Here is a 15,482-nt window from a genome sequence, read left to right as displayed (position 1 = left end):
AAGGGCTATGGCTACCCCTCACCCCCAGACCACGACCGCCTCCGGTGCCGACGTCCGCGTCCGGTTCTGCCCCTCGCCGACGGGCCTTCCGCATGTCGGCCTGGTGCGCACCGCATTGTTCAACTGGGCGTACGCCCGGCACAACGGCGGGAAGCTGATCTTCCGCATCGAGGACACCGACGCGGCGCGCGACAGCGAGGAGAGCTTCCGCCAGCTTCTGGACGCGCTCACCTGGCTGAAGATCGACTGGGACGAGGGCGTAGAGGTCGGCGGTCCGTATGCGCCGTACCGCCAGTCCGAGCGCCGCGACATCTATCGCGAGGTCATCGATAAGCTGCTTGCGACGGGCGCGCTCTACGAGAGCTACTCGACCGCCGAGGAGATCGACGCCCGCAACGAGGCGAACGGTCGCGCCAAGCAGCTGGGCTACGACAACTTCGACCGGGAGCTCACGGAGGAGCAGAAGGCGGCGTTCCGGGGAGAAGGGCGCCAGCCCGCGCTGCGGCTGCGCGTCCCGGACGAGGATCTCACCTACGTCGACCTCATCCGTGGAGAGGTGACGTTCCCGGCAGGATCGTTCCCCGACTTCGTCGTCGTCCGGCCGAACGGCATCCCGCTCTACACCTTCGTGAACCCGGTCGACGATGCGCTCATGGGCATCACGCATGTCCTGCGCGGCGAGGACCTCATGCCGTCCACCGCCCGCCAGCTCTCGCTGTACGCCGCGCTCATCGAGGCCGGGGTGACCGACTTCGTGCCGCGCTTCGCGCACATGCCCCTTGTGCTGGGGGAGACGGGCAACAAGAAGCTCTCCAAGCGCGACCCGCAGGCCGACCTGTTCCTGCATCGGGAGCGCGGCTTCATCCCTGAGGGACTCCTGAACTACCTGGCGCTGCTGGGCTGGTCGATCGGTCCCGACCGCGACGTCTTCTCGCTCGAGGAGTTCGTCGAGGCTTTCGACATCGTGAACGTGAACCCCAACCCGGCGCGCTTCGACCAGAAGAAGGCGGAGTCGATCAACGGCGACCACATCCGGATGCTGGCAGAGAAGGACTTCGCCGAGCGGATCGTGCCGTATCTCACCGCCGCCGGTCTGTTCGACGAGCCGACGCATGAGCAGCTCGTCCTGGCGTTCCGCGCCGCGCCGCTCGTGCAGGAGCGCGTGCAGCTGCTGGGGGAGGCGTCGGGCATGCTCGGCTTCCTGTTCACCGATGAGGTCGCGTACGAGGCGGATGCGCTGAAGGGCCTGCCCGCGAACGCCGCGGAGGTGCTGGACGCCTGCGTCGCCGCGCTGGAGCCCGTCTCCGATTTCACGCCGCAGACGATCCAGGATGCTCTCGCCGCCGCCCTGGTCGAGAACCTCGAGCTCAAGCCCCGGGTGGCTTACGGCCCGCCGCGCGTCGCGATCACGGGTCGGCGCGTCTCGCCGCCGCTGTTCGAGTCGATGGAGCTGCTCGGCAAGGACGTCACGCTCGCACGGTTGCGTGCGCTCTCCGAGACGCTCGTTGGCTGAGTCTTCACGGGATCTCAGAAGCTTCGGCGGATGGCAAGGCCCTGTGCTCCCGCCGGAGGCGTGCCTAGCCTGAGGCCTGAGTCGCCAGCCCGAGGCCGGCGCCGCGGAAGGAGCCGGAGATGAGTGATCAGCAAGTCCGATCGGTCGATGCGCTGGAGCTCGACCGCTATCTGGGGCTGTGGTTCGAGCAGGGGCGTCTGCCGCTGCGCTTCGAGGACGACGCCGCGACGGATGTGACGGCCGAGTACTCCCTGAACGACGACGACACTGTGCGAGTGGACAACCGCTGTCTCGATGCGCGAGGAGAACCTTCTCGAGCGCTCGGGCAGGCGGTGCCCGATCAGGAGCACCCCGGTCGGCTGAGGGTGTCCTTCCTCCCCGAGGCGCTGCGATGGATCCCCTTCACGCGCGCCGACTACTGGGTGCTGCGGGTTGATGAGGAGTATCGGCATGCTCTCGTTGGAACCCCGGATCGCAAGCACCTCTGGCTTCTCTCGCGGGAGCCTCTGGGTGATGAGCGGGTCGAAGCGGACTTCCTGCGGACTGCGGTCGAGCAGGGCTTCGACCTCTCCGAGTGGATCACGACCCCGCAGTCGGGGCGGGTGGTCGAGGTCTGAATACGGGCGACGCGCCCGAGCCCGGCGGAGAGGGTGTCGTTTTGCCATTCCGCACGGCCCTCGGGTAAGCTTGAACCTCGGTGCGAGGCTCCGGTTTCGCCCTTGGGGTATGGTGTAATTGGCAACACGGCTGATTCTGGTTCAGTTGTTCTTGGTTCGAGTCCAGGTACCCCAGCAACGAATCGCTAGAGTTCTCTGGGAAGTCTGGCTCCCTCCTCGCTCCATCGAGTGGCCCGATCTGGCGCCGAGTGACCAGATTGGTGACCAGAAACCCCCACGGGGCGAGTTTCGCGGTCGTCTCTGCTGATGAGGTACGCACTCGGCCCCGCTGGTTCGCGTGGGTACGCGCTTCGCACCTGTCTGGCATGGAAGCTCATGCACGCACCGAGGTCGAGCCCGCGTTTCTGACCCAGGCCGAGGTCGCCGTGCTGCTGGGCGTGCCCGAGCGCACGCTCGAAGGCTGGCGACTCACGAAGTCGGGGCCGCCGTGGTTGAAGCTCGGCCGGCACGTCAAGTACGACCGCGACGACGTGCTCGCCTGGGCGCGGGAGCAGCGTCATGGCTAGGCCGAAGATCGCCGCAGGCGATCTTCGGCCAGGTGCAGGTGACCCAGCTCGCGAACGGCAAGTGGCGGGCACGCGCCCGGATGCGCGCCGACTCCGGTGAGCTGGTGCAGCTCCGCGCCGAAGGCCCCACCGAGGATGCAGCCCGCGAGGAGCTGGTGTCACGCGCGAAGACGCTGACGACGCACACGAAGGCCATCGTCACCGCCGCATCGACCATCCAGGAGGCGGCGGAGGCGTGGCTGCCGACGGTAAAGGTGCGCGCCGAGAACGGCACGCTGTCGTGGTCGACGTATGAGAACTACGACACCACAGTCCGTCTCACGCTCGTCCCCGTCTGTGGCGGCGTCACGCTGGAGGCACTCACGGTCGGCCGCTGCGACCGGATCATCCAGAACCTCCTTGCCGACCGAGGCGTGTCGTCGGCGCGGAAGGCGCGCTCGGTGCTGTCGCTCATCTGCGGGTTCGCCGTGCGCGACGATGCGATCCCGACCAACCCGGTACGCGACGTCACCCGGTTGCCGACGCCGGAGAAGAAGACCGCGATGCTCACCCCGCAGCAGATCGAGGCGATCCGCGACCTCATGACGCACTGGCGCGAGACGGAGGGCATGGGGCCGCGCCCGAACTGGCGGGCGCTCGTGGACGGCATGGACATCATGCTCGGCACGTCCGCCCGCGTGGGGGAGTGCATCGGCCTGCGCCGCTGCGACGCGGATATGACCACCGCTCCGCCGACGATCCTGATCGACGGCACCGTGATCCAGAACAAGGTGCAGGGCGTCCAGCGCAAGAACGCACCCAAACGCACCCGCCAACGTCGTCGCGTCGCTCTCCCCGCTCTCGCAGCCGACGCGGTGCGACGCCGACTCGCGCTCGCAGAGCGAGGGCCTGAGGCACTGCTGTTCCCGACGAAGACCGGCAAGCCGATGAGCGTCTCGAACTACGAACGTCTACTGCGATCGTTCATCGACGACAACCGCGACCAACTCGTGCACCTCGGTGTCGAGGTCGACGAGTACTCGACACACATCTACCGGCGCACCACCGCAACGCTCGTGGAGCGCGCGGCCGGACTCACGATCGCGTCACGACTGCTCGGGCACGCGAACGAGATGGTCACCCGCAACAGCTACGTCATCACGGCCGAGCAAGTCGATGTCGTCACCGCCGATATCCTCGACACGATCCTTGGGACGTGAGTCATGCGGCTCGCCGGTCGCGCGGGAGGCGCCGCGTACCTTCTCACCGAAGCCTTGCGCCTGTGCGAGTGGAGAGGTAACGTACCTGCACCACAAGTCCATGAGCGTGCGGTGGCGGTGTGGAATCTCAACCACCGTAGGTCGGCCGGAGACGGATGCACCGCGGTCCCGGGTCGAGGCTCGGCGACGGGGGTGTCGATTTGGCACCCCCGTGAAAGACCTTCGGTTGTGCCGAATCGACACCACCGTGGTGGCGCAAGTCTTGCACCACCACGAAGACCGAGCCCCGGGATTGCAGGCGGTGTCAACTTGCCACCACCGCACGAGGACTCGGCCATCCATACTTTGGGAAGCCGGACGGCTCCGTCAATTTGACGGCACCGTGGACGACACGGATAAAGGTGTTGGCCGGCGTCGCACGCCCTTCACTGACGGCCCCGGAAAATTGCCGGGACCGTCGAACCGTAGCCTGAAGCGGTCGCCTCCGCACCTCGTGACGTTGCGAACGACCGCCTCGCGCTGTCCGGTTCGCGTCCGCAAACAGATGAGTCCCTGAGGTCGTCATAGAGCCGCCCGGCTGCATCGTTTGGCTCAACGACGCCCGCGCGTCACCAGCGCGCCGCGACCATGGACGGTACTCCCGGAACGACCGTCGCGACTCTGCCCCGATCGTCTCGCCCTCTCATCTGCGCCCCTGCCCAGACGGTCGCACCACGCGCATCTCGTCAGATTCATTCATGGACGTATGCCACCGCTGGTGGGGCGTGCGCACCTCCCTCATGAGACGACTCGTGAGGAGGCCCGGGGTGAAAGGCGGTGTGATCCTGTTCCGCGGTACCGGCGCGGCCGCACGCCGATACCTGGAGGCGGACAGGTCCACCGCCGACGAGTACTACCTGGAGGGCGGCACCGCGCTCGCGGAGTTCACCGTCTCCGACCCCGCGAGCGAGGTCATCGAGGCACGGACGCTCGACCCTGAGCAGTACGCCGCATGGGTGGACTGGACGGGCCCGATCAGCGGCACATCGATGGGAACCCCGCGCGGCGCGGGCGAGGGCATGCGGGGTTCGCCCCGGTTCGCGGAGATGGTGATCAACGCCCCGAAATCCCTCTCCATCGCCGCCGCCCTGCACCCGGAGGTCTCCGACGCGCTCGACGCCGCGCAACAAGATGCGGCGGCGGAGATCCGACGCTGGCTCGCCCAGCACTCGGTCACCCGGATCGGGCCTCGGCACGCGCGAGAAGTCGTGCCGGTGCAGCAATTGCAGACCGTCACCGTCGCACATAAGACCTCGCGCGCGGGTGACCCGCACCGACATATCCACTTCCAGATCGGCACCCGCGTCTACGCCGCTGGGAAGTGGCGCGGTCTGGACACCGCGGCGCTCTTCAAGCAGCAGGGCGCTGTCCGCGCCCTCGGCACCGCGATCATCGCCGCGCACCGGCGGCTTGCGGCCGTGCTCGACAAGCACGGGCTCACGCTCGACCCGGCGACCGGAGAGGTCGCAGAGCTGGAGCCGTTCAACGCGGCCCTATCGAAGCGCGGTGCGCAGGTCGAACGCAATCTCGCCACCTTCGAGGCCGACTGGGAAGCTGCGCATCCCGGCGAGGAACCCGGGCCGGTCGTGCGGGCGCGGCTGAAAGCGAAGGCGTGGGAGCACGAACGCCCGGGGAAGAAGCCCACGGTGCTCGGCAGCGAGGCCGGCTGGCGTGCGGAGCTCGAAGACGCTGGCTACAGCCCGGATGCACCACGGGCGCACAGGCCTGCACCGGTCGCGCTCGGCGAGCTGCGCATCGAAGAAGTCGCATCTCGTGCACTTGACCGTGCGGCGGCGGGCACATCGGCGTGGACGGTGCACACGCTGCGCGAGCATGTCACCCGCATCACCACCGAGCACGGCGTCCAAGCCACACCCGAACAGCTGCGAGAGTTCGTGCAACTGGCGACGCAGCTCGCAGCATCGGATTGTCTCTCCGTCCTCCCACCCGGTGCGCCGACGCCGGAGCACGTTGCGCATCTGACATCGTTGCGTGTCGTCGCTGTCGAGATGGAACTGCGCGATCTGCTCACCGCACGCGCGAACAAGTCCACCCAGCGCATCCCGGACATCCACGAGCTTGCGGTGCAGGCGGGCCTGGACGATGACCAGGAGCGAGCGGCCGCCGTCGTCGCATCCGCCGACCCGCTCGTCGTGGTTGAAGGCGCCGCGGGGTCAGGTAAGACCACGATGCTCACCACGGCCATCGAAGCCGCCGCAGCCGCGGAGGGCCGTGGGATGCGGGTCGTCACGCCGACGAAGAAGGCCGCCGTCGTCGCCGCTCAAGAGCTCGGCATCCCGGCTGACTCCGTGGCCGCGCTCGTGTACGCGTACGGGTTCCGGTGGAACAGCGACGGCGTGTGGACATGCCTCACGCCCGGCGACACTGACCCAGAAACCGGAAGCACCTACCGGGGACCGGCGCAGGAGGCGCGTCTCGCACCTGGTGAGCGGATCGTTGTCGACGAGGCAGGGATGCTCGACCAGGACACAGCCCTCGCCCTGTTGCACGTCGCGGACGAGGCCGGGGCGACTGTCGCGCTCGTCGGAGACCGGGCGCAACTCCCGGCGGTCGGGCGCGGAGGTGTGCTCGACATCGCCGCCAAGCTCACCCCAGCAGTCGTGGATATGACGAGCCTGCACCGCTTCATCGACCCCGCGTATGCGGCGCTCACGCTCGAGCTGCGGCATGCCCGCAACCCCGCCGCGATCTTCGATCGGCTGAACGAGCACGGACTGATCATCCTGCACGACACCGACGACGACGTGCCGGAGAACATTGCGAAGACCACGAGTACCGCGGACGCGATCACCGCCGCGACGAACGACGAGGCCCGGGCGTTGAACGAACGCATCCGTGCCGAGAGGGTCGACCGCGGCAAGGTTGACGACGCGCGGACGGTGTTCGGCAGCGACGGGCTGCCCATCGGCGCCGGGGACGTGATCCAGACCCGCCGCAACGACTCCACGCTCGGCGTTGCCAACCGGCAGACCTGGACGGTGCAACACGTCGGCGACGACGGTGCGGTGAGCATCATCGAGATTAGCAACGGCCGTAAGCAGCAGCGCACCGTGACTTTGCCCGCGGAGTACGTGACCGAAGATGCGCATCTCGCCTATGCGGTCACAGCGTACGGCGTCCAGGGCTCGACGGTGAACGCGGCGCACACGGTGCTCTCAGACGCTATCGATGCGGCAGGCGTCTATGTCGGCATGACCCGCGGGCGCGAGACGAACAGGCTGCACATCGTCGCCAGCGATCTCGCAGACGCGAAGGAGCAGTTCGTCGATGCGCTCGCCCGAGACCGCGCCGACCGCGGCCTGGAAGACGCCACCGAACGCGCCCGTGAGGCCGTCGCCGACCTGATCGCGGACGGGCCTATGTCCATCGTGAGCGCGGAGCGCGACCGGATTCTCGAACGGATCGCGAAGGCTGACGCGGAGCGCGAGCGCTGGCTCTCGGCAGCCGTCAGATTGCACGATCAGTCCCAGCGACACAAGGCCGAGTACGCGCCGCAGCGTGAGCTGGCGGAAGCCGCCGATGCGAAGGCTGCCGTGGTACTCGCGGACGTTGTGGAGTCGCTGACACAGGAAGCCGTCGCAGATGGCGCCACGTTCCTGGCTGCTCAGCAGAACGCCATCGCGGCACACCAGGCCAAGGAGAGCGCGTCTCGGTTCCGCAAGCGCTCTTCCACCCGCACCGCGAACAACGCAGACGCCCGCCGTGCGGAGACCGAGCGGGCTGTGCGTGATCGGTGGCAGAGCGTGCCCGGCAGCGAAAGCACTCTGCTCGCGTGGTCCGCGTCCGTCGCCCAGCACGAAGCCAGCCACGTGCCCGCGGTCGTCGAAGCACGCACGGAAGCCACGCAGGCTCGCAAGATTGTCAGCGAGATCGCTGAGAGACAGTCGCGGGAGCGCATGGCGCTGTACGAGCGCGTCCTCGGGAACCGCCGTCCGAGCACGGTTGCCGCGCGGGTGAAGGCTTTGCGTGAGCAGGTGAGGCAGGATCGCCGCTATGTCGCCCAACTCGATGCGCTTCCACCAGATGAAGCGGTGCAGCTCGTCCAGGAGCGTGCTGCCCAGGCCGAGGCACAGCACTCGGCTAGGGAAGAGGCGCGGAAGTCAGCAGAAGCCCGCGCAGCTCGATTCCGTGACGACGACCAGCGGCGGCAGCGAGGACCGAGCCGCGACGTTGAGCGCCGCCTGTAGAGCAACCGGAAATTGTGTGGTCAGGGGGCGCAGGCGGCGCTTCCTCGTCGGAATGTCATATGTCTACGCCAGAATGTGACGTGTGACTGAAATGACGATGAGTGGGAATCAGGGGGCATCGGTGCTGCCCGAACCGGGTCAGGTCGTGGAAGTTCGTGGGTCCACCTGGGCGGTTTCGAACGTGCAGACGCAGGGGTTGCCGCGCAGCCCCGCTGACGAGGCGGTCGCACAGCTCAGCCATGTCGTCGATCTTCAGTCGCTCGATGAGGGCAGTCTCGGTGCGCAGCTCAGCGTTGTGTGGGAACTCGAAGTCGGGCACACAGTGACGCCCGCTCAGGGTCTCCCCGATGTGATCCACACGGACGGCTTCGACCTGCCCGAGACCCTTGCGGGCTTCATCGACGCGATGCGGTGGGGAGCTGTGACAAGCGCCGACCCGAACCGTTACCAGGCCCCGTTCTGGTCGGGCGTGAATGTCGAGGCGTATCAGCTCGAACCGCTCCGCCGCGCGCTCGGAGCGCCGCGCGCGAACCTGCTGCTCGCCGACGACGTGGGTCTCGGCAAGACGATCGAAGCGGGCTTGGTCATCCAGGAGTTGTTCTTGCGACACCGCGCCCGCACGGCGGTGATTGTGTGCCCGCCGAGCCTGTCACTGAAGTGGCAGGACGAGATGCGGGAGAAGTTTGGCCTGGAGTTCACCATCGTGAACTCTGAGCTGATGGCCGAGGTCCGCCGCACGCATGGGCTTCAGGCCAACCCGTTCCAGATCTTCCCGAGGGTGATCGTGAGCATGGCGTGGCTACCCCAGGTGCGTGCGCAGCGATTGCTGCGCGACGTGTACGCGCAGGCAAGCAATCCCAAGACCGGCAGCCGGTATGCGTTCGACGTCCTGGTGGTCGACGAAGCACACCACGTCGCACCGTCGAGCCCGTCGGCGATCGCCGGTGGGCGAGGGTATGCCGTCGACACCCAGCGCACGGTCGCCGTGCGCCAGCTCGCCGAGAGTTGCGAGCACCGACTGTTTCTCAGCGCGACGCCGCACAACGGTCACCCGGAGTCGTTCACTGCGCTGATGGAGATGATCGACCCCCGCCGCTTCGCCCGCGGCGCGGATCTCGACGCAGCAGCACTCAAGGACGTGACCGTCCGCCGTCTGAAGACCGACCTGACCGGCAAGGGCTTCAAAAAGCGCAAGGTCAGCACGATCCCGTTCGATTCCTTCGACGATGAGCAGAAGATGTTCACCCTGCTCGACGAGATCGTCACGAAGAGCGCGAAGCTCAACGGCAAGAAACCGACCGGCGACATCGTGACGATGCTGCTGAAGAAGCGCTTCCTTTCGAGCCCGTTCGCGTTCGGGATGACGCTGAGCAACTATCTCGCCTCGAAGGCGGGTCGCGGGTTGTCCGAAGATGACTACGACGACATCTTCGGCGAGGGGCAGTCCGATGAGGAAGAAGGCCTCTGGGAGCAGGACGAGTCGGAGAAGCTCCGCGAGTCCAAGGAATCCGACCCGCTCAGCGCCGCCGAACCGGGCCAGCTTGAGACCCTGGCGAACTGGGGGCTGGGTTACGAGAGTCGCGCCGACTCTCGCCTCGACCGGCTGACCCGGTTCCTTGATGCCGTCTGCCGCCCCGATGGCAAGCTCTGGTCGAACGAGCGCGTCGTGGTGTTCACCGAGTACGCACACACGGTCGAGTGGCTGACCCGCGTGCTGCGGCAGAAGGGGTACAACGACGACCGCTTAGCGGTCATCCAGGGCTCGACACCGCCTGAGGAGCGCGAGTACATCCGCTCCCAGTTCACCGCCGACCCGTCCAAGGAACCCGTGCGGGTGCTGCTCGCCACGGACGCCGCGGGCGAGGGTATCGACCTCCAGAACCACTGCCACCGGCTCGTGAACTTCGACATCCCATTCAACCCGTCGCGACTGGAGCAGCGCATCGGACGCATCGACCGCTACGGCCAGACCCAGCAGCCCGAGGTCTACCACTTCGTCCCCGAGCGGGAGTCCTCGACCTACGGCTCGGACCTGCGGTTCATGGAGATCATCGCTCGCAAGATCGCCCAGGTGGAGTACGACCTCGGCTCGGCCAATCAGGTCGTTGGCGCCGAGATCCAGGGTCACTTCGGCAAGCGCGCCGCGACGAAGGCGAGGTCGAAGAGCGTGGACACCAACGAGGTGATCAACCAGGCGCTGGCCGGCGGCATGGAACTCAACGCCCGCTTGACGCAGCTGGAGCAGGGCTACGACGCGTCCCGGACAGAGATGCACCTCGATCCAGCGAACCTGCGCCGCGTCGTCGATACCGCGCTGCGGATCAACCACCAGTCACCGCTCGTCCCGAACTACGACTTCGCCCAGGACACCCACGCCGAGGTCTTCACCGTGCCGAGCCTCACCGCCGGCTGGCGTGACACGCTGCGCGGCCTCGATACCCGGCTCGACCCGGGTGTGCTTCGACCGATCACCTTCGACCCGGACGCCGCCGACGGTCGAGCGGACCTGGTGTACGTGCACCTCGGGCACCCGATCGTCCAGAAGGCGCAGCGTTTGCTGCGGCGCTCGCTGTGGAGCATCGACTCCACGCTGCGCCGTGTGACCGCGGTCGTCGTCGATGACCTTGAGGAGTCCTTCGTCGCGGCGGTCACGCGCATGGTGCTTGTCGGACGCGGCGGCGTCCGCCTCCACGAAGAGGTGTTCCTCGCCGGTGTCCGCCTCCACGGTCGGCGCGCGATGGCCGAGGAACGAGCGGAGGCTGCACTCGATACCGCCCTCGACCAGGAAGACCTGGCCCTCGCTGACGATCGCGTGCGCGACCAGCTCTGCGACCTGTGGAATGTGCCTGACGCGCCGCTCCGCCTGCGCCTGGAGGAGTCCATGCGGGCGCGTGCGGAACGTAAGCAGGCTCAGGTGACCGAGCAGCTCCAGCGCCGCGAGGCCGCCGACGTGCAACGTGCACGGGACATCTTCGCTGCGTTCCGGGCAAACCTCCGCGACTCCCTCGCGCGGCTGCGCGCTGAGGAGACCGAATCACAGGGGCAGTTGTTCACCGACGTCGACCAGGAGCGCCAGTGGCGACGCGACCGTGAGGCGATGCAGCGCCGCCTCGATGAGCTCGACGACGAAGAGGCACGCGAGACCATCGCGATTAAGGACAGGTACGCTGACGTGAAACCCCACACGACCGCCGCCGCCGTGGTCTTCGCGCTCACCCGCAACGACGCAGACGGGTGGCGCGACTGATGGCACGCCGACCCGTACGCAACCGCCCCGCAAAGAGCGCCGCGGACCTGCACCGTGCCTGGCTCGAACTCGTCGACACCGAAGGCCCGTTCCTCGCCATCCCAGCGCTCAAGCGCGTCTGGCCCGAAGGGATACCGCAGCTCGCCGAGGCTCGCAAGACCGTCCTTTCGGACGCCCGCAAAGACTTCGAGTCAGCCTGGGAACGCTACGACCGCAGCGCCGCGTCCGACGCCGCGCTGGACGCCTACCGCTCCGCCCGCGACAAGTGGGTCGAAACCGTGCTGCGCGACGTCGCAGGCTGGGCCGAGTCGCTCGCCTGGGGCGAGGTTCCCGGTGTCACCGCGCAGTCGCCAAACCATGCGGTAACCGTCCGCGCGCAGGCTTCGCTCGACGGAGAGGAAGGGGGCGGCGCGATCGTGCACGTCATCGACCCGGTCGACTCCCTCCGCGAATTGCCGGGTGACCTGTGGGCGGCCAACCCCGTCGACCGCGTCGAGGCGATGCTGCGCGAGAGTAGTGTGCCGATCGGCATCGTCACCGACGGCCGCTGGTGGGGGCTCGTCTGCGCACGCGAGAACGCGATGGCAGCCTCCGGCATCGTCGACGCACTCACCTGGACCGAGGAACCCCGCACCCGCGACGCGTTCCTGGCCCTGATCGGACGCCAGCACCTCATCGGCGGTGACCCCGCCGAGCGGCTTCCGGTGCTCTTCGCGGAGTCCGTCGCCGCGGCTGAGGAGATCACCGAGGCGCTGGGTGCGCAGGTGCGCCGCGCGGTCGAGCTGCTCATCCAGTCCTTCTCCGAGTCCGCGGCCGACGCGAAGCGGCGCAATCTACCGGACCCGCTCCCGGACCGCCCTCACAACAGCTACGAGGCCGCCGTCACCGTGATGATGCGCGTGGTCTTCCTACTCTTCGCCGAAGAGCGCGGGCTGTTGCCCCAGGGTGAGCTGTTCGATCAGGGCTACGGCATCGCCCGCGAACTCGACCAGCTCATCGCCCGCGAGTCGGCGGAGAGCGAGGAAGCCCTCGACGCCACCTCCCTCACCTGGCACCGGCTGCTGGCCACCAGCAACGCCCTCTACCGCGGCGCGACCTTCGAGAACCTGCGCATGCCCGCGTACGGAGGCTCGCTGTTCGACCCGGCCCGTTTCCCGTTCCTGACCGCGACGAGCGACCTCGGCACGCTGGGCGTGACGGTCTCCGATCGGGTGATGCTGCACGTCCTCCGAGCCGTGCAGATCGCCGAGATCAAAGGCGAGGCCAGGCGCATCTCGTTCCGCGACATCGACGTCGAGCAGATCGGCTACATGTACGAGGGTCTGCTCGGCTACACCGCGACCGTCACCCCCGAAGTGGTGCTCGGTATCCTCGGCACCCGCGGAGAAGAGCCCGAGATCCCGCTGGCGAAGCTGGAGGAACTGGGCAGCACGAACAGCGACCGCAGGAAGCTCGCCAAGGCCATCCGCGCCTGGATCGAGACTGATCAACCCTCCGCGAAACCCTCCTCCGAGGCCGCCATCGCCAAGGCTATCGACGCTGTGGTCGACCCGGGCATCGTCAGCGCCCTCATCCAGGCCGTCGGCGACGACCTCGACCTGCGCGAGCGCGTCAAGCCCTGGCTCGGGCTCGTGCGACTCGACCTGCGCAATCGACCGTTCGTCGTCCCCGAGGGCGGGCTCCTGGTCAAGGAGACGCCATCACGGAAGAACGCCGGAGCGCACTACACGCCAAAATCCCTCGCTGAAGACGTCGTCAAACACGCTCTCGAACCCCTCGTGTACGCGCCCGGCCCGCACCAGACGGCCAACCGTGATGAGTGGAAGCTGAAGTCGCCGTCGGACATCCTCAATCTCAAGGTGGCGGATATCGCCTGCGGTTCGGGCGCGTTCCTCGTGGCGGCGGCGCGCTTTCTCGCCGACCGGCTCGTCGAGGCGTGGGTCGTTGACAACCCCGCGTGGGCGGGCCGCAAGGACCTGCGGACCCTCGCTATCCGCGAGGTCGTCGCCAAGTGCCTCTACGGCGCCGACATCAACGACATGGCCATCGAGATGTGCAAGCTTTCGCTCTGGCTCGTCTCCCTCGATCGGAACCTGCCGTTCTCCTTCGTCGACGACAAGGTGTTCCTCGGCAACTCACTGCTCGGGCTCACCGACCTCAAGCAACTCCGAGCTATGCACATTGACCCGTCCAAGGCGAACCGCCAGCAGGGCATGCTCGACATCTTCGAGGTCGACACCGACTCGATCATCAAGCGTGCGGTCGAGCTACGGGAAAGCCTCGCGTCACCAGTCGAACCGGACGACAGCCCGGCCCGATCCGCGGCCGCCAAGCTACGGCAGCTCGCGCAACTCCACGCGGTCACGGCCGATCTTCGCAAGCTTGCCGACGGCGTCCTCGCAACCGGACTCGTGCTCGGCGGCAAGCCCGGACGTGCACTTGATACCGCCTACGAAGATCTGCGCGAAGCGGCACGCAAGGCATACCCCGGTGCTGGTGGCGAAGCCGACTCGATCTGGCTCGACTCAAAGATCGACGAGGGACTCACCCCGACCGTCGAGACCGACTACGCCCGCTGGCAGCCGCTCCACTGGATCATCGAGGCCGCCGACGTCATGGTCGACCACGGAGGCTTCGACGCCATCATCGGTAACCCGCCGTTCCTCGGTGGCAGCAAGCTGACGGGCGCCATGGGTACGAACTTGCGCGACTGGCTTGTCAACTGCCTCGCGGGAAAGCGGGGCAACGGTGATCTCGTTGCCTACTTCTTCTTGCGCGCTACCTCCCTCCTGCAGGCGCAGGGTGTTTTGGGTCTGATCGCGACGAACACTGTGGCGCAGGGCGACACCCGTGAAGTCGGCCTCGACACTATGGTCGAGCAAGGCTTCGTAATCACGCGGGCAATACAGTCGCGAACCTGGCCCGCTGCTACAGCGAACCTGGAGTACGCGGCAGTTTGGGGAACCCGAGCGAATGTCGCTGAAGGCCTTCCGAGGATTGCCGACGACACGCCTGTCCGGGCCATCTCCACCCTCCTTGAAGCCCAAGGGAGAGCGTCTGGCCTTCCCGTTAGATTGAAGGAGAATGCAGGCGTCGCCTTTCTTGGGGCAAAGGTTTACGGGATGGGGTTCGTTCTCGATCCCGAAGAGGCGCAAGAGTGGATTGCCGCGGATGCCCGCAACGCTGAGGTGCTCTTTCCCTACCTCAACGGGGAGGACCTCAACTCCCGCCCGGACTGCTCGCCCTCCCGCTGGGTCATCGACTTTGGCGACCGACCCGAATCAGAAGCCGCAACATACGAGGTGGCGTATGCACGGGCGCTCGAAAGAGTCAAGCCCGAGCGTGCGAAGTTGGCCGGCCGCAACAGCAGCGGGGACGACCGTGCGAAGAACTGGTGGAAGTTCGGTCGACGTACTCCGGCACTGTCCAGAGCAATCGCTGACCTTTCTGAGGCGTTCGCGATCACGCGCGTCAGCAAGACAGTCATGCCTGTCCGCGTGCCGACGGGCCAGGTGTTCAGCGACTCTCTGATCGCCTTCGCCTCTGCCGATTACAGTGACCAGGCAGTCTTGTCATCGAGCCTCCACCAGCTCTGGGCCATCACGTACGGTTCGACGCTCGAAACTCGAGTTAGGTACACGCCGTCGGACGTGTTCGATACGTTCCCACGCCCTGCACCCACCAAGCGCCTGGAGCAGGCGGGGCGAACTCTTGACACAGAGCGCCGGGAGATCATGCTGCGCCGAGAGCTCGGCTTGACAAAGCTCTACAACTTGGTGAACGACCCCGCGGTCAAGGGGGACGACGACGTTGAGCGCATTCGCGCGATTCATACGGAGGCTGATGCTGCCACGGTTGCCGCGTACGGGTGGGACGACGTGCATCTCCGGCACGGGTTTCACACCTATCGCCAAGCTGAGCGCTGGTCGATTTCATCGGTGGCGCGTGTCGAACTACTCGACCGACTGCTGGCCGAGAACCACCGACGCGGCGGCGCCAGCCCAGGGCCATCGACGACACACCCTCCGTCGATGACGATGGGAGATACGTTGTTCTCCTGATGACCGCCGAGCGGTCACGACGTGACGGTTCA

General features: G+C 67.0%; 7 protein-coding genes and 1 tRNA gene. All 8 read left to right on the top strand.

The features are described from left to right. Window positions 1-7 precede the first annotated feature (7 nt). The 8 genes from gltX to ACYVGQ_RS11030 all read left to right on the top strand — a co-directional run bounded on the left by gltX (window position 8) and on the right by ACYVGQ_RS11030 (window position 15,450). Window positions 8-1,513 carry a glutamate--tRNA ligase gene (gene gltX / locus ACYVGQ_RS11065; protein WP_460784666.1) on the top strand — a complete coding sequence of 502 codons (1,506 nt, stop codon included), beginning with the start codon at window positions 8-10 and terminating at the stop codon, window positions 1,511-1,513. Window positions 1,514-1,632: 119 nt separating this feature from the next. Further along, window positions 1,633-2,130: a lipocalin family protein gene (locus ACYVGQ_RS11060; protein WP_460784665.1), complete on the top strand. Its 498-nt coding sequence runs from the start codon at window positions 1,633-1,635 to the stop codon at window positions 2,128-2,130. Window positions 2,131-2,233: 103 nt separating this feature from the next. Continuing rightward, window positions 2,234-2,305, top strand: a tRNA-Gln gene (locus ACYVGQ_RS11055). Between the two features lie 190 nt (window positions 2,306-2,495). Continuing rightward, window positions 2,496-2,696: a helix-turn-helix domain-containing protein gene (locus ACYVGQ_RS11050; protein ID WP_460784664.1), complete on the top strand. Its 201-nt coding sequence runs from the start codon at window positions 2,496-2,498 to the stop codon at window positions 2,694-2,696. Window positions 2,697-2,734: 38 nt separating this feature from the next. After that, window positions 2,735-3,895, top strand: coding sequence for a tyrosine-type recombinase/integrase (locus ACYVGQ_RS11045; RefSeq protein ID WP_460784663.1), 1,161 nt, complete (start codon window positions 2,735-2,737; stop codon window positions 3,893-3,895). Window positions 3,896-4,713: 818 nt separating this feature from the next. Continuing rightward, window positions 4,714-8,142 (top strand): MobF family relaxase, encoded by a 3,429-nt coding sequence (gene mobF / locus ACYVGQ_RS11040; RefSeq protein WP_460784662.1) that lies wholly within the window; start codon window positions 4,714-4,716, stop codon window positions 8,140-8,142. Between the two features lie 91 nt (window positions 8,143-8,233). Then, complete coding sequence (gene drmD / locus ACYVGQ_RS11035) at window positions 8,234-11,389, top strand: DISARM system SNF2-like helicase DrmD (RefSeq protein WP_460784847.1); 3,156 nt, start codon at window positions 8,234-8,236, stop codon at window positions 11,387-11,389. Further along, entirely contained in the window at window positions 11,389-15,450 is a 4,062-nt protein-coding gene (locus ACYVGQ_RS11030; protein ID WP_460784661.1) for an Eco57I restriction-modification methylase domain-containing protein, read from the top strand. The genes drmD and ACYVGQ_RS11030 overlap by 1 nt, the downstream gene beginning before the upstream one ends. The last annotated feature ends 32 nt before the right edge of the window (window positions 15,451-15,482 follow it).

It is taken from the genome of Microbacterium tumbae, assembly GCF_054780175.1.
Note: the sequence above shows the minus strand (reverse complement) of the source record. Positions and strands in the feature narration are given on the sequence as shown.